Origin of the sequence: Maribacter thermophilus (assembly GCF_001020565.1) — a bacterium.
Taxonomy (GTDB): domain Bacteria; phylum Bacteroidota; class Bacteroidia; order Flavobacteriales; family Flavobacteriaceae; genus Maribacter; species Maribacter thermophilus.
In genome coordinates this window covers 2,894,663-2,918,578 of the sequence record NZ_LDAS01000001.1, presented here as the reverse complement: position 1 = coordinate 2,918,578, position 23,916 = coordinate 2,894,663, and the positions used below count along the sequence as shown (strand labels likewise).

Genomic DNA, 23,916 nt, shown 5'->3' with positions numbered 1-23,916 from the left:
TTTGTGTACCCCGATTTTAACCAGAGGCCTTATATTTAGTGCGTTTGCATGATAATATTACCATATAATGTATCTTTGCTGTCCAGAAAACATAGCACCTTGTACTTATGACAAGAAATGGAAAGATAGAACTAATGGCCCCGGCCGGGAACTATGAGTCCCTACAGGCAGCTATTGATAATGGGGCCGATTCGGTATACTTCGGCGTAGAACAATTGAACATGCGGGCCAGGGCAAGTATTAATTTTACTTTGGAAGATTTGCCAGAGATTGCCAGGCGATGCGGAGAGAAGAATATACGAACCTACCTTACCCTAAATACGATCATATACGATCATGACCTTTCTATCATAAAAACCGTTTTGGATGCTGCCAAAGAAGCGGGTATTACCGCTGTCATAGCCATGGACCAAGCCGTAATTTCCTATGCAAGGCAGATAAACATGGAGGTGCATATTTCTACTCAGATAAATATTACGAATATAGAAACCGTAAAGTTCTACTCGCTGTTTGCCGATACCGTGGTATTGAGCAGGGAATTGAGTTTACGGCAGATAAAGAAGATTTGTTCTCAGATTGAAAAAGAAGAGGTAAAAGGACCTTCCGGTAATTTGGTGGAGGTAGAGGTATTTGGACATGGCGCCTTGTGCATGGCGGTATCCGGAAAATGTTATTTGAGCTTACACTCCCACAATTCATCGGCCAACAGAGGGGCCTGTAAGCAGAATTGTCGTAAAAAATATACGGTCATAGACCAAGAAAGTGGTTTTGAGATCGAATTGGACAACGAGTATATGATGTCGCCCAAGGATCTTTGTACGCTCGATTTCTTGGACCAGATCATTGATGCTGGGGTAAAAGTCTTGAAAATAGAAGGTAGGGGGCGTGCTCCTGAATATGTGGCCACGGTCATCAAAACCTATAGGGAAGCGATTGACGCCTATTACCAAGGCACATTTAATAAAGAAAAAGTAGACATTTGGATGGAAGCCTTGAAAAAGGTGTATAATCGCGGCTTTTGGGGTGGTTATTACTTGGGGCAGAAACTGGGGGAATGGAGTGATGGCCCTGGATCACAGGCCACGCAAAAGAAAGTCTATGTAGGTAAGGGAGTGCATTACTATCCGAAACCCGGAATAGCAGAATTTAAGATAGAGGCCTATGACATTAAAGTAGGGGACCAACTTTTGGTGACCGGTCCTACCACTGGGGTGAAGGAATTGCAATTGGACGAAATGATGGTAAACGACCTCAAGGCCGAAATGGCCGAAAAGGGAAACAATTGTACCTTCCCTACCGGCTTCAAGGTACGGCCCTCCGATAAATTGTATAAAATAGTTAAGCAATAATGGTCGTTGTTACCCTACAGCGAAAAAAGTGTATCGGGTGCAATTATTGTGTCGAATTGGCGCCCGAACAGTTCCAAATGTCCAAGAAAGACGGTAAAAGTGTTTTGTTGCATGCGGTAGAGAAAAAGGGCTTCCATACCATTAAATCACCTGATGACAGCATTTATGAACCGTGCAGGCAAGCCCAACAGGCCTGCCCCGTAAAGATCATTACTACCAAGATACGGTAATATTAACCTATCTTTGCCCGAATAGACTATTCTTTAACTTAACGATTGGTATAGCATGCAACTGTACAATACATTAAGTGCAAAGGAAAGGGAGGCCCTTATTAAAGAGGCCGGTCAAGAACGATTGACAATTTCTTTCTATAAATATGCACACATTGGCAATCCTGCCATTTTTAGAAATCATTTGTTTGTTCATTGGAACGAATTGGATGTTTTGGGACGTATTTATGTAGCCCATGAGGGCATTAACGCCCAATTATCTGTGCCGGCAGAGAATTTTGAAGCTTTCAAAAAACACTTGGACAGCATTTCTTTTTTGGAAAATGTACGGTTGAACATTGCCATAGAACAAGACAACCTATCGTTTTTAAAGTTAAAGGTCAAGGTAAGGCGAAAAATTGTGGCCGATGGCCTAAACGATGACGCCTTTGATGTTACCAATAAAGGAGTGCATGTCAATGCGGAGCAGTTCAATGAACTTATCGATGATCCGGACACCGTTTTGGTAGATATGAGAAACCACTACGAAAGTGAGATTGGGCATTTCAAGAATGCCATTACACCCGATGTAGATACATTCCGGGATTCATTGGACATTATAGAAAATGATCTTGCCGACCATAAAGAGGATAAAAAACTGGTCATGTACTGTACCGGGGGAATCCGGTGCGAGAAGGCAAGTGCCTATTATAAATACAAGGGCTTTAAACAGGTGTACCAGTTAGAAGGGGGCATTATAGAATACACCCGACAGGTAAACGCAAAAAAATTAGAGAACAAGTTCGTGGGCAAGAACTTTGTTTTTGACCATCGTAGGAGCGAACGTATTTCAGATGACGTCATCGCACAGTGCCATCAATGTGGTAAGCCCTGCGATACCCATGTAAACTGTGCCAACGAGGCCTGTCATCTTCTTTTTATACAGTGCGAGGAATGTGCCCAGAAGATGAACAATTGTTGTTCCGATAATTGCAAAGAGATCCACGCCCTTCCCTACGAAGAGCAAAAGGCCTTAAGAAAGGGGAAAACGGTAAGCAATAAGATCTTTAAAAAAGGAAGGTCAGAAGTGTTGAAATTTAAGAGGTAGGCTTATATTTCTTTGTTTCCGAATACCAAATGTAATAATAAGGTTGCGATAGAAAGGGAAAGACCAAGGACAGAAACCCCTGTCCATTGGTAATGTTGCCAGGCAAGGGCAGCTAAAACCGTTCCAAGGGCACCTCCCAAGAAAAAGATGACCATATAAACTGTATTCGTACGGTTTCGGGCATTTTCGTTTCTGGAGAAGATTATATTTTGGTTGGCTATATGCAGCGATTGTTGCCCCAGGTCTACCAAAATTACCCCGATAACAATACCGATTATGGAGTGGTCCGAAAACAAAAAGATTGTCCATGAAGCAATAAGTATAAGACTTGACGTAATAACAATGCGGTTTTTGCTCATGCGGTCACTTAGTCTCCCTACCACACTGGCCGCCAATGCCCCCACGACACCAATAAGACCAAAGGTTCCGGTAATACCGCTGCCGTATCCGAAATTTTCTTCCATTAAAAAGACCAAGGTGGTCCAAAAGGCACTTAATCCTGCAAAGGAAAGACCACCACGAACAGCTGCCAAACGCAGGGGTGGTTCCGTTTTAAAAAAATGCACCAACGATTTCATTAAATCCTTGTAACTGCCCGTATAAACAGGGTCTACCTTTGGTAATTTTATCTTTAAGAGAATAAAGAGGCCTAACATCATGGCCGTAGCGACAAAATACATGGTGCGCCAGCCAAATTGTTCGCCTATGAAACCACTGATTACCCTACTTCCTAATATGCCTATCAGCAATCCGCTCATGACGATTCCTATGGCACGACCCCTATTTTGGGGATTCGACAATTGCGCAGCCATGGGAACGAACAGCTGTGGCAGTGCCGAGGTACATCCTATAAAAAAACTGGCAACCACCAACAACCATAACGAAGAGGCCAACCCTGCCGCTATCAACGAGGCCAGCATGAGTACAAAATCTATTTTCAATATTTTTTGGTTAGAGACCATATCGCCCAGCGGAATCACAAAAAGTAACCCGAACGCATAGCCCAGTTGTGTAGCTAGGGCCACATTGCTGACAGCCGATTCGGTGACCCCGAAACTTACCGATATCAAATGTAGTAAAGGTTGGTTGTAGTAAAGATTCGCTGCTACTAAGCCCGCGGAGAGGCTCATGAGATAGAGAACGGCATCACTTAACCCTTTTTGTTTTTCCATAGGTAGATACATCCATTTTTTTTTGACACAGACAAAATCGGTGCAAAGGAACAAAGAACTGCCGTAAGTTGAGATAAGTTTTCAACACATTAAAAATTTAGTACCTTTACATATAAAATTAATACGAACCCAATTTGGTCCGGACTTTCCGGTTTAGATCAAATCAAGATATACTATATGAGCTGTAACAGTTGTTCGACCGGTAAGGACGGACAACCACGTGGGTGCAAGAACAACGGAACTTGCGGTACCGATGGTTGTAATAAATTGACTGTTTTTGATTGGCTTTCAAATATGGCTCTTCCTAATGGTGAAAGGCCTTTTGAGTACGTAGAAGTACGTTTTAAGAACAGTAGAAAAGAATTCTTCAAAAACACCGAAAATCTATCACTTTCTATAGGGGATATTGTGGCCACACAGGCACAGAGCGGTCACGATATTGGTATGGTTACCTTGACAGGAGAACTTGTGCGCGTTCAGATGAAACGTAAAAAGGTGGACTTTACCAAAGAGGAGCTGCCAAAAATATATAGAAAGGCCACCCAAAAGGATATAGATATTTGGCAGAAATGCCGAGACCGGGAAGAGGAAATAAAGAAACGTTCCAGAGAGATAGCCATTATTTTGAAATTACAGATGAAAATCTCAGATGTTGAGTTTCAGGGAGACGGTTCAAAGGCTACATTTTACTACACTGCAGAAGAACGAGTAGATTTTCGTCAGTTGATAAAAGATATGGCCAAGGCGTTCGGTATTCGAATAGAAATGCGCCAAATAGGATATAGGCAAGAAGCCCAGCGTTTGGGAGGTATTGGTTCTTGTGGCAGGGAATTATGTTGCTCCACATGGTTAACAGATTTTAGGTCGGTAAGTACTTCTGCCGCCCGTTACCAACAGCTTTCACTAAACCCCCAGAAATTGGCCGGGCAATGTGGTAAGTTGAAATGTTGCTTAAATTATGAATTGGATGTCTATTTGGATGCCCTAAAAGATTTTCCTTCGCAAGACACCAAGTTGTATACCGAAAAGGGATTGGCATTTTGCCAAAAAACTGACATTTTTAAAGAGAAACTCTGGTTTTCATACAAAGACGAACCTGCCAATTGGCACGTGCTATCTAAGGATCAGGTAATAGAAATTCTTGAAAAGAACAAGAAAAAAGAAAAAGTAGCGAGCCTAGAAGCCTATGCAGCGGACAATATTGATGAAGAAAAAGTGGTTTTTGAAAATGTAGTGGGCCAAGATAGCCTTACACGTTTTGATAAGCCTAAAAAGAGCAATAAGCGAAACAGAAATAGAAATAGAAAAAAGAACAACAGAAATAGAAACAGAAATAAGAAAAATGCGTCGTAGTTTTTTTGTTATAATGTTGGTTTTATGGTTTTCCGCCTGTAAAACCGATGTGGTTACTTCGGAGTACAAAAGCCTTAATGGGGCGGTGTGGAACAGAGATGATGTCATTAAGTTCAATTTTTCCGAAATCGATACGGTTCAGGAATATAACATGTTCATCAATGTCAGAAACGATAACACCTTTCCTTACAGCAACCTATTTTTAATTACCTCATTAACAACGCCCGAAGGTGAAGTGCTCCAAGATACGATGGAGTATGATATGGCTTTACCGGACGGAACATGGTTGGGCAAAGGCTCTGGAAGTTTAAAGGAAAATAAATTATGGTATAAGGAAAACATCGTTTTTCCTCTACCAGGCGTATATACTCTAGAAGTTTCGCATGCAATGCGTAAAAATGGAAATGTCTCTGGGATTATAGGACTTGAAGGCATTACCGATGTAGGTTTGGAAATAACAAAAAGTAATCCCTAAGCTTATGGCAAAAGCGGTTAAAAAGAAAAACAACAACAAGGGTTTTTCTAAATATATAAAATGGTTTTGGATCTTATTTGTATCCGGAGTGGCATTTGTTGCCTTGATCTTTCTTTCGGCTTCTTGGGGGCTTTTCGGGGAGTTGCCACCCTATGAATACCTAGAGAATCCTCAAACAAACTTGGCTTCACAGATAATATCGTCAGATGGCGAGCTTTTGGGCAAGTTTTATTTGGAGGACAACCGTACAGATGTAAAATACGAGGATTTACCGGATAATTTGGTGAATGCACTAATAGCAACCGAAGATGCAAGGTTTCATGATCACTCGGGTATAGATGCCCGAGGAACCTTAAGGGCTTTTTTCTTTTTAGGAACCCGTGGAGGGGCCAGTACTATCAGTCAACAATTGGCAAGACAATTGTTTGTCGGTGTAAGATCAAGAAACAAGATAGAGACGATTAAACAAAAAATAAAGGAATGGGTATTGGCCATTAGGCTAGAGCGTAGTTATACCAAAGAAGAAATCATAAGTATGTATTTTAATATTTATGATTTTGGAAACAATGCCGATGGTATAAGATCTGCCGCCCGTATTTATTTTGGAAAGGAACCAAAGGATTTAAAGACGGAAGAATCCGCCGTGTTGGTGGGTATGTTTAAGAACTCGTCTCTTTTTAATCCTTTAAGAAGGGAGGAAATGGTGAAGAACCGCCGTAATACGGTATTGGGCCAAATGGCCAAATACGGTTATATTACCGAAGAGGAGAAAGATTCTTTGCAGGCCCTGAAGATGGATATCAACTATAATCCGGAAAACCATAGGGAAGGTCTTGCCACCTACTTTAGAATGTATCTGCAGAGATTCATGAAAGATTGGATCGAAAAGAACCCAAAACCTGCGATGAAAGGTGAAAGGGACAAGTGGAACATATATTTGGATGGCCTAAAGATTTATACGACCATAGATTCTAAAATGCAGGCGAATGCCGAGGAAGCGGTATATGGACATATGAAAAACCTACAGAGAGAGTTTTTTAATCAAAATACGCCAGATAAGAACCCTACCGCACCATTTTTGGATCTGACTCCTGAGGAAACAAATCGAATTATGGAAAGGGCGATGAGAACTTCTGAGCGTTGGAGAAAAATGAAGGCAGCCGGAAAAACGGAAAAAGAGATCAGGGAGTCGTTTACCAAGAAGGCCGAAATGACCGTTTTTGATTGGAACAGCGAAACCAAAGAGAAAGATACCGTGATGACGCCATTGGACTCTATTCGCTACTACAAGACATTTTTAAGGGCCGCCATGATGTCCATGGAGCCCCAAACGGGTCATGTGAAGGCATGGGTCGGAGGAATCGATTACAAACATTTTCAATACGACAATGTAATACAAGGGGCTAGGCAGGCCGGGTCTACCTTTAAACCATTCGTATATGCGGCGGCGATCGATCAATTACGCCTTTCGCCATGTGAAACCTTCCCAGACACCCAGTATTGTATAGAGGCTGGTAAACACGGTAATGTAGAACCTTGGTGCCCGGATAATTCTGATGGTAAGTTCTCAGGTAAGGATATGACATTAAAATATGCCTTGGCGAATTCGGTAAACTCGGTAACGGCACAATTAATAGATAAGGTCGGGCCAAAATCGGTAGTGTCTATCGTGAAAAATTTAGGCTTGACAAGAGATATTCTTGAAGTTCCGGCCATTGCTTTGGGAACACCGGAGTTCAGTGTATACGAAATGGTAGGGGCCTATGGTGCATTTGCCAACCAAGGGGTATACGTTAAGCCGGTAATGGTTACCAGAATAGAGGATAAGAACGGTACGGTGTTATATGAATATGTTCCAGAAACAAAAGATGTATTGAGCAAAGAGGTCTCATACGCTATGATAGATTTGATGAAAGGGGTCACGCAAGGTGGTTCAGGAACAAGATTACGTCATAGTTACAACAAGAATAACTCTGTGTATAAAAAGATTATGACGGGGTACCCTTACGAGCTTACAAATCCGATAGCTGGTAAGACCGGAACTACCCAGAACCAAAGTGATGGTTGGTTTATGGGGGTAGTGCCCAATTTGGTCACAGGTGTTTGGGTAGGTGGAGAAGAAAGGTCTGTACACTTTAAGAGTATTACCTATGGTCAAGGGGCATCCATGGCATTGCCTATATGGGGGCTTTATATGAAAAAGAATTATGCCGACGAAGATCTTGGTGTTTCTAAAGATGACTTTGAAAAACCCGAAAATATGTCCATAGTAACCGATTGTACAAAATTCGAGGAAGAGAATAAAAGAGATACACATTTAGAGGATGACCTGGACGATTTGGACTTCTAAGAATAGGTAGAAAAATTTGTATATAAAACCCTGGCAAGCGCTAGGGTTTTTTTATGTTATCAAATTAAAAGCATTATTTTAGTAATATGATATTTAAACGAGGTTATGATAAAGAAAACGGTATCAAGTGTTGAGGAAGCACTGAAAGGTGTGCAGAACGGCATGACTTTTATGTTGGGAGGCTTTGGCCTCTGCGGTATCCCCGAAAAGGCTATTGCCGAATTGGTAAGGTTGGGAATATCGGATATTACCTGTATTTCCAATAATGCTGGGGTAGATGACTTTGGACTTGGTCTTTTACTTCAAAAACGCCAAATAAAAAAAATGATTTCTTCTTACGTAGGGGAAAATGACGAATTTGAAAGACAGATGTTAAGTGGTGAATTGGAAGTGGAACTAACACCACAGGGTACTTTGGCCGAAAAGTGCAGGGCGGCGCAGAGTGGTTTTCCGGCCTTTTATACGCCGGCCGGTTATGGCACCGAGGTTGCAGAGGGTAAAGAGACAAGGGAATTTAATGGTAAAATGTATGTTTTAGAAGAGGCCTTTAAGGCGGATTTTGCCTTTGTAAAAGCCTGGAAGGGAGATGAAGCCGGTAATTTAATATTTAAGGGTACGGCAAGAAATTTTAACCCGTGCATGTGCGGTGCCGCGAAAATAACGGTAGCCGAGGTGGAAGAATTGGTGCCTGCAGGCGCATTGGATCCGAACCAAATACATGTTCCCGGAATATTCGTTCAACGAATTTTTCAAGGTAACAACTATGAAAAACGTATAGAACAGCGAACCGTAAGAAAAAGAAATTAAAATGTTAGATAAGAACGGAATAGCAAAGCGCATTGCGCAGGAAGTAAAAGATGGCTATTATGTAAATCTTGGAATAGGTATACCCACCTTGGTGGCTAATTTTGTCAGAGACGATATTAGTGTAGAATTCCAAAGTGAAAACGGTGTTTTGGGCATGGGACCTTTCCCTTTTGAAGGAGACGAAGATGCAGATGTCATAAATGCCGGAAAACAAACCATTACCACATTGCCTGGCGCATCTTTTTTTGATTCTGCCACTAGTTTTTCGATGATCCGGGGGCAGCATGTAGATTTGACCATTTTGGGGGCTATGGAAGTAGCCGAAAATGGAGATATTGCCAATTGGAAGATTCCAGGTAAAATGGTAAAAGGTATGGGGGGGGCCATGGATTTGGTTGCATCTGCTGAGCATATTATAGTGGCGATGATGCATACGAACAGGTCTGGGCAGTCAAAGCTTTTAAAAAAATGTTCTCTTCCTCTTACAGGCGTACAATGCGTAAAAAAGATTGTTACCAATTTAGCGGTTTTAGAGGTAGGCCCTAAGGGTTTTGTTTTGTTGGAAAGGGCACCTGGGGTAAGTGTCGAAGAGATAAAGGATGCTACCGAGGGAAATTTGATAGTAAATGGAGAGATACCGGAAATGAGGATAGATTAAAATTGCACGGTTTTTTTGAATAAGGAAATACTTTCTATAGTTCACAACATTTTATAATGTCTTTACAACATTAATTGAAATATTTATTTGTTATTTTCCTATATTTATGACGAGTTACGAAAAACCCAACGGAATCGAATAAAATATAGCCTAATGAATACCCAAAACCACATCGCACCAGAAGAAAAAGTACAGGTATATCACAATGATTTTTTTAGTGGTATCGTGTTATTGACCAAAAAGCTATTTATGCTTTAGGCTAGTAACCTAGAACAAAGATTAAAAAAGAGCAACTTTTAAAGTTGCTCTTTTTTTTATACCTATACTTTAAAGACCTTTTTTATTGTTTTGTAATCATTCGCCATAGTATTAGTGTATTAGATAATATATTATTTTTATATTACTTTAATCGATAAAAAGTACACTTTTATCGCGTTATATAACAAGTTTGCCTGTCTACACATCGATAATAATAAGTTTTACCACAAAATATATATTTGTAGGAAAAATATTACATATATTTGAAATGTAAATTAGTAGTGAATCCCAAATCACTTCATAAACTTAACCGATCATGCGAACTTTATTTAATGGTGTACTGCTCTTTATTTTGATTAGTTCTTGTTCTAAAATTGAGCCGAATGATGACCCTGTCATCGGTATATGGGAACATAATGTGAAAGCCGCAACCAATATCAACAAGATGGTGGTGGATAAGGAAGAATGGATTTTTAATGACGTATATCTTGGACGCTTTCACGGATATAATAATGGGGAAATTACCTATTTAACCGATTTTAAATGGACCGTTGAGGGGAACATATACACCATATCTTACCCAGGAACAGATTTTCCGGACGATCAAGCAATACTAATCGAAAATGAAGAAGGGACACATCTTCAACGTTTAACAGGAGACACATTGGCTATCAAACAAAATTAAACATAGACTTTTAATACCTACTTATTATGCAAACCAAACATTATCAAAGTCCGGCTTTTAAACAAGAATCCCCATCAGAGGTTAGAATTCTATTAAAAGCCATGCTCATGCTTACCAAGAAGCTATTTATGTTCTAATAGGACTAAAAGCAAAAATCCCCCCAAGGAGCAAAGTAATTTGTTCCTTTTTTTGTGCCATATTTTCTGTAAACGGCATATGTGAAATGTAAACGACCGCTATGCTGTTCTGTAGGGCTATGCAAGTTTTGGTCTATATCGATATAATTTAGGAAGTCATTTAAAATTCGCTTAAAATATTCCTATTTTTAGCCTAGTATCTTAATAATAATATTTCTAACTAATTTGTACAAATAGGCTCATGATCAAGCGTACGTTCTATTTTTTGGTTTTTTTATTAAATGTGTTGCCACTGGTTGCCCAGCAATCAAATATTTCTTCATTGAAAATTGAAGAAATTATGAAGGGTGATGATTTTATTGGGCACAGGCCTTCCAATGTTTTTTGGGCCTCGGATCAATCTACTATCTATTTTAATTGGAATCCTGAAAAGGCCTTTAGCGATTCACTTTACGGCTATCAACTTGCTGACAAGCAAATTAAAAAAATAGGTTTTATGGATGCGGAGAAGCTTCCTTCTGCGAGAATGTTGGATCATCCGACCCAACAAAAAAGTGTGTATACCAAAAACGGGGATATATTTCTTTTTGATAAGACGACACATACATCCTTACCTATTACCAAAACCAAAGAAAGAGAATCCAACCCCCATTTTACAGAAAACGGTACAAAGGTAGCGTACGTAAAAGAGGACAATTTATACACCTGGGATCTTAAAACGGGAACTACCGAACAAATCACCGATTTTGTTGAAAGGGTAGAGAAGGAGCCTAAAAAAAGTTCAAAGGACGAATGGCTGTATCAAGACCAGTTGGGCTTGTTTGAAGTACTTCGCGAGAGAAAAGAGAAGAGGGATCAAGAAGAGGAAATACTTAAAAAATTAGAAGACCAAGCACCATTATCCTTGGAATACGGCAAAAAGCGTTTGGTAAATTTAAAAGTTGGTCCGGCAGGTCGCTTTGTTACCTATGTGCTAATGGAAACCAAAAAGAACAAACGCACCATAGTTCCCCACTTCGTTACAGAATCTGGTTATACCGAAGATCAGACCACTAGAACTAAGGTAGGAGACGAACTTCCGGTATATGAAATGTTTGTGTACGATAGAACAAAACGTAAAAATTATCAGGTTTCGTTCGAAAATTTAGAAGGACTAAACGACATTCCCGAATTTGCCAAGGATTATCCGGACAAACCATATGTGAACGACAATCCTGTTGGTAGAATTAGTAGCCCTACATGGCATCCAAACGGTTCAAAGGCCATTTTAGATGTTCAGGCCAGTAATTATAAAAATAGGTGGATCGTTTTGTTAGATGCGGAAACGGGTACAATAACCCAGTTAGATAGACAACATGATGAGGCTTGGATAGGAGGCCCAGGAATCACTGGATGGTTTAGTGGAGGAGCATTGGGCTGGATGCCCGATGGCAAGCATATCTGGTACATGTCTGAAAAAACAGGTTATTCCCACATCTACATGATGGACATGAAAGGGGGAAACAAAACCGCTCTTACCCAAGGAGAATTTGAAATATACGACCCCTTTATTTCCAAGGATAAAAAACGATGGTACTTTACGGCCAATAAAAACCATCCTGGAGATAGGCAATTCTATACCATGAACCTTAAGGGGGGTAAGCTAAGACAGTTAACGAGCATGGAAGGTAAAAATGAGGTTACATTGTCTCCCGATGAAAAGTATATGGCCATACTGTATTCGTATTCCAACAAACCAACAGAGTTATACTTGCAAAATAATCCTTTAAAGAGTAATAAGACCCAACCTGTTCGAATTACTAAGTCCAACACTCAAGAGTTTGATAGTTACCAGTGGAAAGATCCCGAAATAATTACTTTTCCGGCTTCTGATGGTGCTAAGGTGCATGCACGACTTTATACACCCGAAGCCGGCGTAAAAAACAACGCAGCCGTAATTTTTGTACATGGTGCGGGATATTTGCAAAATGCCCATAAATGGTGGAGTTCTTATCATAGGGAATATATGTTCCACAATCTATTGGTAGATAACGGTTATACCGTTTTGGATATAGACTATCGAGGTAGTGCCGGGTATGGACGCGATTGGCGAACGGGAATTTATCGTCATATGGGCGGTAAAGACCTATCGGACCAAGTGGACGGAGCCAAGTACCTTATGCAAAAATATGGAGTAGATCCCGATAAAATTGGTATTTATGGTGGTTCCTATGGTGGGTTTATTACCCTTATGGGAATGTTCAATGCTCCTGATATTTTTAGTGCGGGCGCAGCCATCCGTTCAGTTGGTGATTGGGCTGCCTATAACCATACCTACACGGCCCATATATTAAATACTCCGGTACAGGATAGTCTTGCCTATAGAAGAAGTTCTCCCATATATTTTGCAGAGGGGCTAAAGGGCAAACTGTTAATTCTACACGGAATGGTCGATGATAATGTGCATTTTCAAGATATGGTACGACTTTCTCAAAGATTGATAGAACTTGGTAAGGAAGACTGGGAAATGGCGGTTTATCCGGTAGAAAGACATGGCTTTGTAGAGCCAAGTAGTTGGACAGATGAATACAAACGTATATTTAAATTGTTTCAAGAGACGCTGGTCAAATAAATAAGGCTTTTTGTCAATATTTGTTTAAGGACCTAATTCTAAAATCATCATATTATGCGATAATTATGGAAATCAATTTCCAGAAATGTGGAGAGGAACATTTAGATACTTTGGTAGAGGTTTCTAAAGCTACCTTTATAACTGCATTCAAGGATCAAAATAATCCGGATGATTTTGATGCATATATAGCCCATGCCTTTTCAAGGCCACGATTGTATACGGAATTAAACAATGCAGAAACGGCGTTTTATTTTGTGTATGGCAATGGGGAGTTGGTAGGGTATTTTAAGTTGAATACCAATAATGCGCAAACAGATATTAAACTTCCCGAAAGTATGGAGCTGGAACGTATTTATGTCTTACGTAATTTTCAAGGCAGGGGATTGGGAGAAATAATCGTTGAAAAGGCCAAGAAGATGGCCAAAGACTTAGGAAAATCGTTTTTATGGCTTGGGGTCTGGGAAAAGAACCAAAGGGCCATAAAATTTTACGAACGCCAACAATTCTATCAGTTCGGAACGCACCCTTATTATATTGGGAACGATAAACAGACCGATTGGCTAATGCGTTCGGACCTTTAGTAATCAGAAAAATAAAATGTATGATACCTAGAATTGTAATTGCCCTTTTGCTCTTGTCGTGTTTTACGATTAGTGCACAGGATTATTATTTCCCTGAACGCAATGCGGATTGGGAACAAAAAGATCCCGAAAATTTTAAGGTGAACGGTAAAAAGCTGGACGAGGCGGTAGATTTTGCCATGAACAACGAATATTCAGGTTCACGAGATTTGCGTATTGCCATATTAAAAGGATTTGAAAAAGAACCTTATCATAAAATATTGGGACCTACCAAGAAAAGGGGTGGCCCGGCAGGTATGATTCTTAAGAATGGATATGTTGTTGCCAGCTGGGGCGATACCAAAAGGGTAGATATGACCTTTAGTGTTACGAAAAGTTTCTTGAGCACAACTGCTGGGCTGGCTTTTGACAAAGAGTTGATTGCAAGTACCGCAGATAAGGTGGCAGATTATGTATGGGATGGTACTTTTGAAGGTACCCATAACTCTGAAATTACTTGGAAGCATTTGCTACAACAAAATTCTGCATGGTCGGGTGAGCTTTGGGGTGGAAAAGATTGGGCCGATAGGCCACCAAGTACGGGTACTATAGACGATTGGAAATTTGCAACACCGAATAAGCCGGGTTCTGTAATGGAATATAACGATGTTAGGGTAAACGTTTTGGCTTACGCTTTGACCCATGTATGGAGGAAACCATTGCCCCAGGTTTTAAAAGAAAATTTAATGGATAAGATTGGGGCGAGTACCACTTGGAGATGGTATGGGTATGATCATGCATGGACGGTTATAGATGGTATAAAAATGAAGTCGGTTACAGGTGGGGGACATTCCGGGGCCGGTATGTTTATCAATACCGAGGATATGGCACGGTTTGGTCTGTTGTTCTTGAATAATGGAAAATGGAAGGGTCAGAGGTTACTTAGTGACAAATGGATACAAATGGCGATTGAACCATCGGAGCCCAACGTTAATTATGGTTATATGTGGTGGTTGAACAAAAAGGGAGATAGACATTGGGAAGGAATATCGGAAGATGTTTATTACGCAGCAGGTTTTGGTGGCAACTTTATTGTCATAGACAGAAAAAATGATTTGGTAGTGGTCACACGATGGTTAGAACCTAATAAGATCGGTGAATTTATGGGTAAGGTTACCGCTGCACTACCCTAAAATTTAGAAAGTATTTCTAGCGCTTTTGAAAGGGTTTCTTTCTTTTTTGCAAAACAGAACCTGAGCATTTTATCGTCTCTATGATTTTTATTAAACGATGAAATGGGTATGCATGCCACCCCATGTTCGGTAATTAATCTTTTGGCGAAATCTTCGTCATTTTCATCCGTTATATCTGAGTAGTCCAATAATTGAAAATAGGTTCCTTCGGCAGGTTTAAACTTAAAGTTGGTTCCGGACAGGCCTTTCAAGAAATAATTGCGTTTTTGCTCATAAAAATCGTTTATCGCCAGATAGTTTTCTTCACTGTTAAGATAGGTAGATAGGGCTCTTTGTTTAGGATGGTCTACACAAAAGACTGCAAATTGGTGGGTTTTTCTAAATTCTTGCATCAATTTGGCCGGTGCGGCACAGTATCCGATTTTCCATCCAGTTACATGAAATGTTTTGCCAAAAGAAGCACAAACGATGCTGCGTTGTACCAGGTCATCGAATCTAGAGGCACTTTCATGTTGTTGGCCATCAAATACGATGTGTTCGTATACCTCGTCGCTCAATAAAATAATGTTGGTGGGTTTTAGAATTTTCTGTAGGGTCAACATGTCTTTTTTGGTGAAGATGCGTCCACTAGGGTTATGGGGCGTATTTATGATCACCATTTTCGTCCTTTGGGTTATTTTTTGCTTAAAAACATCCCAATCTATCATGTAACCATTTTTGCTAAGTTGTAATGGCACGATAATACCGCCGTTTACCGTTATTGCTGGCTCGTAACAGTCATAGGCCGGTTTTATTACAATTACTTCATCTCCTGGTCGTATAAAGGCGGTAATTGCGGTAAAAATGGCTTGTGTTGCGCCAGTGGTAACGGTTATCTCTTTTTCTACATCGTAAAGATGGTTGTGTTGTTTTAGGATCTTTTTAGAAATGGCCTCCCTTAATCCGTGGTACCCTTGCATGGGGGCATATTGGTTGTGCCCTTCTAACATTGCTTTTGAAGCAAGGGATATCAACTTTGGGTCAGGTTCGAAATTTGGAAATCCCTGCGATAGATCTATAGCGTTATATGTTCTTGCCAGATTACCGACGGTAGTAAAAATAGTAGTTTTTACATCGGGTAGTTTTGAGATAATTGGAACCGTGGTGCTCATTGGTATAAAGATAGAGATTTATGGTCTTTGACCGGTCTAGTTTGGTTGCTCCAGTATGATCTTTTATTTAGGCCTTGTAGGCCATTAACGCATTCATGTTTCTTTGGGTCTTAAATGATCTATAACTTCTTGAAGACATCTATCGAGGTCTTTTTTGATTTCACTTTCCCAAAACCTGAAAATGGTGTATCCCATTTCTTTTAATTTGGCGTTTACTTCTTGGTCGCGTTGCATATTGCGTTCTATCTTGGCTATCCAAAATTCACGGTTGGTTTTAATTTTGGGTTTTCTTTCCTCCCAATTGTGACCATGCCAATATTCCCCATCAATAAAGATGACGGTTTTGTACTTGTTTAAGGCAATATCGGGCTTGCCAATGAGTTTTTTGTAGTCAACTCTATATCTGTATCCGGCGGCGAACAAAGCTTTTCTAAAAGCCATTTCCGGTTTTGTGTTCTTTCCTCGAATCTTGCTCATTATCTTAGAACGTTGTGGCGTGGTGTAAAAACCCGATTCCTCGTTAAAACGTGGAACTATAATACGTTCTTCTGGATATTCTTTGGGCATCTCCCTAAATTAAAAAATCCCACACCTTTCGGAATGGGATTTTGAAAATTTTATGATGTAATATTTTAATCTTTAATATGGGCCGATAGATATTCGCGGTTCATACGGGCGATGTTCTCAAGAGATATTCCTTTAGGGCACTCTATTTCACATGCACCGGTATTGGTACAGTTACCAAAACCTTCCAAATCCATTTGTGCTACCATGTTCTTAACGCGGTCTACAGCTTCTATACGACCTTGTGGAAGTAGGGCATATTGTGAAACCTTGGCACCTACGAACAACATGGCAGAGGCATTTTTACAACTGGCCACACAAGCTCCACAACCTATGCAGGTTGCGGCATCCATAGCCTCATCCGCAGCATATTTTGAAATAGGAATGGCATTGGCGTCTTGCGTATTACCGGAGGTATTTACAGAAATATAACCACCGGCATGTTGTATGCGGTCAAATGAACTTCTGTCTACCACCAAATCCTTAATTACAGGAAATGCCTTTGCTCTAAATGGCTCTATGGTTATGGTATCACCATCTTTGAACATACGCATGTGTAATTGGCAGGTGGTAACGCCCCTATCAGGTCCGTGGGCCTCTCCGTTGATGTACATGGAACACATACCACATATTCCCTCACGGCAATCGTGGTCAAAAGCAACCGGTTCTTCCCCTTTGTTGATCAGTTGTTCGTTTAAAACATCCATCATTTCCAAAAAGGACATGTGTTCGGATATATCCGTTACTTTATAATCGACCATTGAACCTTTATCTTTTGGTCCTTTTTGCCTCCAAATTTTTAACGTCAGATTCATATTTTTTCGTTTTGGTTGCTAGTTGTTCAAGTGGATTGCCCCAATCATTTTGAACAAACCATCAACTACTTGTAACTTCTTTGTTTTAATTCTATTTCATTGAACTCTAATTGTTCTTTATGTAAAACAGCTTCGGAAGGGTCTCCTTTATACTCCCATGCCGCTACATATGCAAATTCCGCATCGTTCCTTTTCGCTTCTCCTTTTTGCTCACCTTCAAGTTCTACTGATTCCTCCCTAAAGTGACCACCGCAAGATTCTTCTCTTAAGAGGGCATCTTTCGCGAACAATTCGCCCAACTCCAAGAAATCGGCTACACGACCCGCTTTTTCCAGCTCGCTGTTAAGTTCGTTGGCAGAACCAGGAACACTTACGTTTTTATAAAAATCTTCACGTAACTCCCTAATTTCAGATGCGGCCTCTTTTAATCCTTTCTCATTTCTAGACATACCACACTTGTCCCACATGATCTTACCTAGTTTTTTGTGGTAGTAGTCAACAGAGTGCTTTCCGTTGTTAGAAATAAAGAAATCGATTTTATCTTGTACCGATTTTTCTGCTTCGTCAAATTCTGGGGTATCGGTCGGAATTTTACCCGTTCTAATTTCGTTGGATAAATAATCCCCTATGGTATAAGGCAGTACAAAATAACCATCCGCCAAACCTTGCATTAGGGCCGAAGCTCCCAATCTGTTGGCACCATGATCAGAGAAGTTGGCCTCACCGATAGCATAGCAACCAGGAATGGTCGTCATTAAGTTGTAATCTACCCAAATACCTCCCATGGTATAGTGTACCGCAGGGTATATCATCATAGGTGTTTCGTACGGATTCTCATCAACTATTTTCTCGTACATCTGAAATAGGTTACCGTACTTGGCCTCTATGATCGCTTTTCCTAATTCATAGATTTTTGCTGCTGATGGATTTTGGATATTATGGATTTTTGCCTGCTCTTTACCATAACGTTCTATCGCAGAGGCAAAATCTAAGTATACCGCCTCGCCAGTGGCATTTACACCATAACCGGCATCACATCTTTCTTTTGCTGCCCTTGAGGCAACATCTCGTGGAACCAAGTTACCGAACGCAGGGTAACGACGTTCCAAGTAATAATCTCTTTCGTCTTCGCTTAAATCGGTAGGTTTTTTACGGCCTTCACGAATAGCTTTTACGTCTTCAATATTTTTAGGAACCCAAATACGTCCATCGTTACGTAAAGATTCTGACATCAGTGTTAATTTAGACTGATAATCTCCTGAACGAGGAATACATGTTGGGTGTATTTGTGTATAACAAGGGTTGGCAAAAAATGCTCCCTTTTTGTGAATTTTCCATGCGGCGGTTGCATTTGACCCCATGGCATTGGTAGATAGGAAATAAAGGTTTCCGTAACCACCGGAAGCAATTACAACAGCATGTGCAGAATGTCTTTCCAGTTCTCCCGTTACCAAGTTCCTGGCAATAATTCCGCGAGCTTTACCGTCCACTTTAACCACATCTAGCATTTCATGGCGGTTGTAAGGAACGATCTTACCCCTCGCAATTTGTCGGTTCATTGCAGAATAGGCACCCAATAACAATTGTTGGCCTGTCTGTCCTTTTGCATAAAAGGTTCTGGATACAAGTACCCCTCCAAAAGAACGGTTGTCCAATAATCCGCCATAATCACGTGCAAAAGGAACCCCTTGTGCAACACATTGGTCGATTATATTAGCGGATACTTCCGCCAATCTATATACGTTTGCTTCTCTAGAACGATAATCACCACCTTTTACAGTGTCGTAGAATAGACGATATACCGAGTCGCCATCACCTTGATAGTTTTTAGCTGCATTGATACCACCTTGGGCAGCAATGGAGTGGGCCCTACGTGGAGAATCTTGATAGCAGAAGGTTTTTACGTTATAACCTAATTCTGCCAATGTAGCGGCCGCAGATCCACCTGCCAAACCAGTTCCAACGACAATAATGTCGATGTTACGTTTATTGGCCGGGTTTACTAAATTAATATGATCCTTATAATCGGTCCACTTTGTTTTCAACGGACCCTTAGGTACTTTTGAGTCTAATACAGACATAAGTAAATGGTATTAATGATTAAAATGATGATAAAGGGCAATGATTATAAATCCTAACGGTATTATAATCGCATATGCCTTACCAAAAGTTTGTAGCTTTTTCTTTCTCATAGACGTTGCCCCTACTGATTGAAATGCAGAACTAAAACCATGCATTAGGTGCAATGACAAAAATATAAAGGCAACTACGTAGGCCCCTACACGTAACGGACTTACAAATTTATGGGTAAGCTCTTCGTAGTATCGGTAACCTTCTCCATCGGCCAATAGACCGGTCATGTCTCCTTGAATATATTTGGTGTTGATTTCTGGAATCCAGAAATCAATAAAATGCAATACCAAGAAAGCCAATATCGCAAGACCACTGTAAATCATGTTTCTGCTCATCCAAGATGAATTGGCACCACCGTTGTTTTTGGCATACTTGCTTACTCTTGCTCCTCTGTTTCTTGCCTCAAGAATAAAACCCATAACAAAATGGTAGATTACACCAAATATCAGAACTGGTTGTAAAAGATATTGTACCGCCCAAAAAGTACCCATGAAATGTGAGGTTTCGTTGAAGGCCTCCGGACTGAATACTGATAAAAAGTTAATGGCAAAATGCTGAAGAAGAAAAATCATTAGAAAAAAGGCAGAGAGGGCCATCGCATATTTTCTGCCAATTGAAGATTTAAAAAATCCGCTCATTAGTTGTTAATTTTATATGCGAATTTAAAGCACGGGCCAGTTATTAACAAGTTTTTAGGGGTTTAGTACTCTTATTTAGACCCATTTTAAGGATGTAAAGAAGGAGGTTCACGGTTTGTTCTAAAAAATTGGATACTGCCGTATGTCTTAGGCCTTAGAATTTAGTTTCTTTTAGAAAGAAAAATTATAAAATACAAAGGGATTGAGAACGTAAGACGAATAAGTTTCCGTTAAGTTCAAAATTACTTTTTAGACCTATAAACAGGAAGGTAATATAGCATTAAGAATAATTCCGAAGCTACCGTGTTCGGGTCAGTTTTCCATATTCTTCAGTTGAATTTCAAGAGCCTTTGTAGATAATTGTACTTCTATAAACGATAATATTAACGAAATCATTAAGGCAAGAAGGCTTACCCCGAAAACCATATTGGCCCAAAAACGAAGTTCTATATAGATTAGCGACATGGTTATAACGGCCAATAAAAAACTGAAAATAGCAGTGGCCTGCATGTTTTTTATGATCGTAAGGCGCTTTCGCAATTTTTTTACTTGAAGACCTACCGATTTGGACCCTGTTTCTTCATATTTTTGGTTTAATTGGCGAATTAGGGCAGCTATTGCCAAATAACGTGCATTGTAAGCCAACATGGTCAATGAAATGGCAGGGAAAAGCAAGGCAGGTATTCCTAAAGTAAGTTCCATAACTATCTATTTGTCAAGTAAAATAAAAACGCATCATAGAACTTACTCTATTTTGAACGTTTTGGTTTCAGTTTTTCCATTGCCCGATATTTCAACGGTATAAGTGCCTTTTGGTAAATAGGTCTTCCCGTCTTTTGACGCAACCAATGGGGTTTTGTGCTTTGTTTGGTAATTGTTTTTACCGGTCTTTGAAAAGGCTACGTCGAATGATAAGATATTGAAACCTTTGTCACCGTCAAGGGTTGTTTTGCTTACCTCGATACCATCTTCACTCTTGATGGTTGCTGTAAAAGAACCCGATTTTGAAGCGAAAAAGACAATATCAAGACCTGGTGTTCTGGGTTTTGACCATGAGCTTCTTGCATTTCCCCATCTTTTGGAATGTTTTATGTTTTCTAGATCGAACACACGCAATTTATCGTTCAGGTTTTCAGGGGTCATTTTTTGTAGTGGGGCAATGTCCGCCTTGTAAATACTGCGCCCGTGGGTGCCCGCCAATAAGTGTTTGGCCTTTGGTTGAATTACAAGGTCGTGGATGGCCACGTTCGGCATTCCATTTTGAAATACTTCCCAAGAAGCTCCTTGGTTAAAAGATACATAAAGGCCGTTATCGGTACCTACAAAAAGAAGGTTTTCGTTTTCAGGGTCTTCCAATAGTACGTTTACCGGAGATGCAGGTATGTTATTGGCAATGGATTTCCACGATTCTCCGTAATCTTCGCTTACATAAATGTAAGAACTAAAATCGTCCCATCGATAGCCGTTCAAGGTTACATACACCCTTTCTTTCTTATGTTTAGAAGCAGCAACACGGGTTACCCATAAATCTTTTGGGAAAGAGTTTGAGATTACACGCCAGCTATTTCCCCCGTTTTTACTTATTTGCACCAAGCCGTCATCGCTTCCTGTATATAACAATCCAAATTTTAATGGAGATTCGGAAATAGTGGTTAAAGTACCATAGGCCACATTGCCTTTTTTTCCGCCTTGGGTCAAATCTGGGGAAATGGTTTCCCATGTATCACCTTGGTTTAATGAACGGTGCAATTTATTGCCTCCCAAGTAAAGAATGTCTTGATTGTGTGGTGAAAGCAATATAGGTGTTTGCCAGTTAAAACGGTAAGGTGTTTCTCCTAGTTCGTGTTTGGGTTGTATGTATTTTCTTGTTTTGTTGGCGAGGTCTATCCTAAAATAATTTCCAAATTGAAATCCAGTGTATACAATATTGGAGTTTCTCGAATCTATCTGTACCTGCATACCATCACCACCTAAAATCGATTTCCAAGGGTAATCACCTGTTTGATGCCATTTGCTATTTTCTTCGGCGTTATGTGGCCCTTTCCAAACACCGTTGTCCTGCAGTCCGCCATACACATTGTATGGTTCCTCGTTGTCTACGTTGATGGCGTAAAATTGCCCTACGGTGGGGTAGTTGTTCTTGGTCCAGCTTTGGCCATCGTCGTACGATATATTAAGGCCTCCGTCATTTCCATTGATGAGGTGACCGGGCTTCTTGGGGTTTACCCAGAGGGCATGGTGGTCATCATGTACATTTTCCCCATGTATAGAGGTATAGGTTTTTCCCCCGTCATCAGATTTTATAATAGGTACCCCTCCGAGGTAAATCTTGTTCTTATTGCTCGGGTCTACGTTGATCTGTGCGAAATAATAACCATAACTATAGAAAAGTCCGTCTATATAATCCTCGTTCTGTTTGCTCCATGTTTTTCCTCCGTTATCACTTCTGTAAACCTCTGCACCTATAACGGGTGTGTCGAACAACTGTGAGTTGGCATTTTCTAAATATGCTGCCAGGTCCATTGGTTTTATGGCCCCATTGCTAACCATATGTTTTACATTTTTTGCCCGGTATTTTTCTTGAAAATTGTTGGTCTTTAGAAAGGTGTTGAGCTCTTCGTCAGAGAGTTTAAGAAAGTCTTTTGGAGACATGGTCTTAAAATCTTCTTTGGTAAGGCCTTTATTTTTTTTGTTCGCACCTTTTGTTCCAGGTCTTCTAAATTGGTTGTCATGAACGGCATACACTGTATTTTCGTCAAAAACGGCCAAGCCTATTCTTCCGACTCCATCTCCTGTTGGAAAACCACTTTGGGGGGTTGATATTTTTGTCCAGGTATCTCCTCCATCGGTACTTTTATAAATACCCGAAAGGTTGCCATTGCCTATAAAATCCCACGCTTTTCTATCTTTTTGCCAAGCGGCGGCATACATGATGTTATAATTTTCAGGAGCATGTGCTACATCTATTATACCAGTGTCCTCACTTATAAAAAGGGTGTTTTTCCATGTTTTTCCACCGTCTGTAGTTTTGTATATACCTCTCTCTTTATTAGTGGAGTACAAATGGCCTATTATCCCAACTACAACTTCATCGGGATTGTTCGGATTAATAACAATACGGCCTATATGATGTGAATCTGTCAGGCCTACATTTTCCCAACTTTTTCCGTTGTCCGTAGATTTTAAAATACCAATACCGGCATAAGTGGAGCGAGAGGCGTTGTTTTCTCCCGTACCGACATAAATGGTTCCAGATTTCCAATGTACAGCAATGTCGCCAATATTTTGTGTTTGGGCACTATCCATTATGGGTATAAAGGTGGTGCCATTATTGTTGGTGTACCACAAGCCACCGGTTGCGTACGCTACATAGAATTCGGTAGGGTTTTCGTCATTTACGGCCAAATCTACAACCCGACCGCTCATAATGGAAGGCCCAATATTTTGCAGGTTAATATTTTTTACGATGGACTGTTGCTCTAATAAGGCTTTAGAGGAAAGCGATTTGATGACTTCTTTTGCGTTGCTAGGTTGTACCTGTGCAGAAAGCACGCTTATGCCGAATAAAACAAAAAGGTAAAAGGATCTCATACGAAGTTATATTCAAATAATACCTCCGAAAGTTAGGGATTACTTTTACTGATGACAAATTTTGTCGAATATTGAAAACGACCTTTAAACCTCTTTAGC

20 protein-coding genes are annotated in these 23,916 nt (G+C 40.3%); 12 read left to right on the top strand and 8 right to left on the bottom strand.

Features of this window, described 5'->3' with window-relative positions; genetic code table 11:
* The first annotated feature begins 107 nt into the window (after positions 1–107).
* The 3 genes from AB657_RS12580 to trhO are packed head-to-tail and all read left to right on the top strand — an operon-like array spanning position 108 to position 2,666.
* The gene (locus AB657_RS12580) at positions 108–1,349 is read left to right on the top strand and encodes a peptidase U32 family protein (protein WP_047246804.1); all 1,242 of its coding nucleotides are present in this window, start codon (positions 108–110) and stop codon (positions 1,347–1,349) included.
* The gene (locus AB657_RS12575; RefSeq protein ID WP_047246803.1) at positions 1,349–1,579 is read left to right on the top strand and encodes a ferredoxin; all 231 of its coding nucleotides are present in this window, start codon (positions 1,349–1,351) and stop codon (positions 1,577–1,579) included. Before AB657_RS12580 ends, AB657_RS12575 begins: the two co-directional genes overlap by 1 nt.
* Before the next feature lie 55 nt (positions 1,580–1,634).
* A complete protein-coding gene (trhO, locus tag AB657_RS12570) occupies positions 1,635–2,666 on the top strand; it encodes an oxygen-dependent tRNA uridine(34) hydroxylase TrhO (RefSeq protein ID WP_047246802.1) in 1,032 nt (343 codons plus the stop codon).
* Positions 2,667–2,668: 2 nt separating this feature from the next.
* On the opposite strand, the gene AB657_RS12565 is transcribed toward trhO, so the two are convergent.
* On the bottom strand, positions 2,669–3,838 hold the full coding sequence (locus AB657_RS12565) for an MFS transporter (protein ID WP_047247983.1): 1,170 nt from the start codon (positions 3,836–3,838) through the stop codon (positions 2,669–2,671).
* Between the two features lie 177 nt (positions 3,839–4,015).
* On the opposite strand from AB657_RS12565, the gene AB657_RS12560 reads away from it, so the two are divergent.
* From AB657_RS12560 to AB657_RS12520, 9 genes are all read left to right on the top strand, one after another.
* On the top strand, positions 4,016–5,191 hold the full coding sequence (locus tag AB657_RS12560; RefSeq protein ID WP_047246801.1) for a PSP1 domain-containing protein: 1,176 nt from the start codon (positions 4,016–4,018) through the stop codon (positions 5,189–5,191).
* Positions 5,181–5,666, top strand: coding sequence for a gliding motility lipoprotein GldH (locus AB657_RS12555; protein ID WP_047247982.1), 486 nt, complete (start codon positions 5,181–5,183; stop codon positions 5,664–5,666). Before AB657_RS12560 ends, AB657_RS12555 begins: the two co-directional genes overlap by 11 nt.
* A gap of 4 nt (positions 5,667–5,670) precedes the next feature.
* The gene (locus AB657_RS12550) at positions 5,671–8,016 is read left to right on the top strand and encodes a penicillin-binding protein 1A (RefSeq protein ID WP_047246800.1); all 2,346 of its coding nucleotides are present in this window, start codon (positions 5,671–5,673) and stop codon (positions 8,014–8,016) included.
* A gap of 105 nt (positions 8,017–8,121) precedes the next feature.
* Complete coding sequence (locus AB657_RS12545) at positions 8,122–8,823, top strand: CoA transferase subunit A (protein WP_047246799.1); 702 nt, start codon at positions 8,122–8,124, stop codon at positions 8,821–8,823.
* A gap of 1 nt (position 8,824) precedes the next feature.
* A complete protein-coding gene (locus AB657_RS12540; protein ID WP_047246798.1) occupies positions 8,825–9,481 on the top strand; it encodes a 3-oxoacid CoA-transferase subunit B in 657 nt (218 codons plus the stop codon).
* Positions 9,482–10,055: 574 nt separating this feature from the next.
* Complete coding sequence (locus tag AB657_RS12535) at positions 10,056–10,424, top strand: lipocalin family protein (RefSeq protein ID WP_047246797.1); 369 nt, start codon at positions 10,056–10,058, stop codon at positions 10,422–10,424.
* 378 nt (positions 10,425–10,802) lie between these two features.
* Positions 10,803–13,172 (top strand): prolyl oligopeptidase family serine peptidase, encoded by a 2,370-nt coding sequence (locus AB657_RS12530; protein WP_047246796.1) that lies wholly within the window; start codon positions 10,803–10,805, stop codon positions 13,170–13,172.
* A 65-nt stretch (positions 13,173–13,237) separates the two neighbouring features.
* A complete protein-coding gene (locus AB657_RS12525) occupies positions 13,238–13,753 on the top strand; it encodes a GNAT family N-acetyltransferase (RefSeq protein WP_047246795.1) in 516 nt (171 codons plus the stop codon).
* Between the two features lie 20 nt (positions 13,754–13,773).
* Complete coding sequence (locus AB657_RS12520; RefSeq protein ID WP_047246794.1) at positions 13,774–14,925, top strand: serine hydrolase domain-containing protein; 1,152 nt, start codon at positions 13,774–13,776, stop codon at positions 14,923–14,925.
* Here the strand turns inward: AB657_RS12520 and AB657_RS12515 are convergent.
* From AB657_RS12515 to AB657_RS12485, 7 genes are all read right to left on the bottom strand, one after another.
* A complete protein-coding gene (locus AB657_RS12515; protein WP_047246793.1) occupies positions 14,922–16,076 on the bottom strand; it encodes a methionine aminotransferase in 1,155 nt (384 codons plus the stop codon). The genes AB657_RS12520 and AB657_RS12515 overlap by 4 nt on opposite strands.
* A gap of 93 nt (positions 16,077–16,169) precedes the next feature.
* Positions 16,170–16,643 (bottom strand): very short patch repair endonuclease, encoded by a 474-nt coding sequence (locus AB657_RS12510; RefSeq protein ID WP_047246792.1) that lies wholly within the window; start codon positions 16,641–16,643, stop codon positions 16,170–16,172.
* A 65-nt stretch (positions 16,644–16,708) separates the two neighbouring features.
* A complete protein-coding gene (locus AB657_RS12505; protein ID WP_047246791.1) occupies positions 16,709–17,455 on the bottom strand; it encodes a succinate dehydrogenase/fumarate reductase iron-sulfur subunit in 747 nt (248 codons plus the stop codon).
* A gap of 65 nt (positions 17,456–17,520) precedes the next feature.
* Entirely contained in the window at positions 17,521–19,536 is a 2,016-nt protein-coding gene (locus AB657_RS12500; protein WP_047246790.1) for a fumarate reductase/succinate dehydrogenase flavoprotein subunit, read from the bottom strand.
* 12 nt (positions 19,537–19,548) lie between these two features.
* On the bottom strand, positions 19,549–20,226 hold the full coding sequence (locus AB657_RS12495) for a succinate dehydrogenase cytochrome b subunit (protein ID WP_047246789.1): 678 nt from the start codon (positions 20,224–20,226) through the stop codon (positions 19,549–19,551).
* 312 nt (positions 20,227–20,538) lie between these two features.
* Positions 20,539–20,928, bottom strand: a complete 390-nt coding sequence (locus AB657_RS12490; protein ID WP_047246788.1) for a DUF2721 domain-containing protein — start codon at positions 20,926–20,928, stop codon at positions 20,539–20,541.
* 42 nt (positions 20,929–20,970) lie between these two features.
* Positions 20,971–23,817, bottom strand: coding sequence for a VPS10 domain-containing protein (locus AB657_RS12485; RefSeq protein ID WP_047246787.1), 2,847 nt, complete (start codon positions 23,815–23,817; stop codon positions 20,971–20,973).
* Positions 23,818–23,916 lie beyond the last annotated feature (99 nt).

Coding starts and splice junctions, on each gene's coding strand:
- AB657_RS12495 (WP_047246789.1), bottom strand. CDS start 20,226: ATGAGCGGATTTTTTAAATCTTCAATTGGCAGAAAATATGCGATGGCC.
- AB657_RS12540 (WP_047246798.1), top strand. CDS start 8,825: ATGTTAGATAAGAACGGAATAGCAAAGCGCATTGCGCAGGAAGTAAAA.
- AB657_RS12515 (WP_047246793.1), bottom strand. CDS start 16,076: ATGAGCACCACGGTTCCAATTATCTCAAAACTACCCGATGTAAAAACT.
- AB657_RS12580 (WP_047246804.1), top strand. CDS start 108: ATGACAAGAAATGGAAAGATAGAACTAATGGCCCCGGCCGGGAACTAT.
- AB657_RS12500 (WP_047246790.1), bottom strand. CDS start 19,536: ATGTCTGTATTAGACTCAAAAGTACCTAAGGGTCCGTTGAAAACAAAG.
- AB657_RS12490 (WP_047246788.1), bottom strand. CDS start 20,928: ATGGAACTTACTTTAGGAATACCTGCCTTGCTTTTCCCTGCCATTTCA.
- AB657_RS12565 (WP_047247983.1), bottom strand. CDS start 3,838: ATGGAAAAACAAAAAGGGTTAAGTGATGCCGTTCTCTATCTCATGAGC.
- AB657_RS12555 (WP_047247982.1), top strand. CDS start 5,181: ATGCGTCGTAGTTTTTTTGTTATAATGTTGGTTTTATGGTTTTCCGCC.
- AB657_RS12510 (WP_047246792.1), bottom strand. CDS start 16,643: ATGCCCAAAGAATATCCAGAAGAACGTATTATAGTTCCACGTTTTAAC.
- AB657_RS12505 (WP_047246791.1), bottom strand. CDS start 17,455: ATGAATCTGACGTTAAAAATTTGGAGGCAAAAAGGACCAAAAGATAAA.
- AB657_RS12485 (WP_047246787.1), bottom strand. CDS start 23,817: ATGAGATCCTTTTACCTTTTTGTTTTATTCGGCATAAGCGTGCTTTCT.
- AB657_RS12550 (WP_047246800.1), top strand. CDS start 5,671: ATGGCAAAAGCGGTTAAAAAGAAAAACAACAACAAGGGTTTTTCTAAA.
- AB657_RS12525 (WP_047246795.1), top strand. CDS start 13,238: ATGGAAATCAATTTCCAGAAATGTGGAGAGGAACATTTAGATACTTTG.
- AB657_RS12535 (WP_047246797.1), top strand. CDS start 10,056: ATGCGAACTTTATTTAATGGTGTACTGCTCTTTATTTTGATTAGTTCT.
- AB657_RS12520 (WP_047246794.1), top strand. CDS start 13,774: ATGATACCTAGAATTGTAATTGCCCTTTTGCTCTTGTCGTGTTTTACG.
- AB657_RS12545 (WP_047246799.1), top strand. CDS start 8,122: ATGATAAAGAAAACGGTATCAAGTGTTGAGGAAGCACTGAAAGGTGTG.
- AB657_RS12575 (WP_047246803.1), top strand. CDS start 1,349: ATGGTCGTTGTTACCCTACAGCGAAAAAAGTGTATCGGGTGCAATTAT.
- trhO (WP_047246802.1), top strand. CDS start 1,635: ATGCAACTGTACAATACATTAAGTGCAAAGGAAAGGGAGGCCCTTATT.
- AB657_RS12560 (WP_047246801.1), top strand. CDS start 4,016: ATGAGCTGTAACAGTTGTTCGACCGGTAAGGACGGACAACCACGTGGG.
- AB657_RS12530 (WP_047246796.1), top strand. CDS start 10,803: ATGATCAAGCGTACGTTCTATTTTTTGGTTTTTTTATTAAATGTGTTG.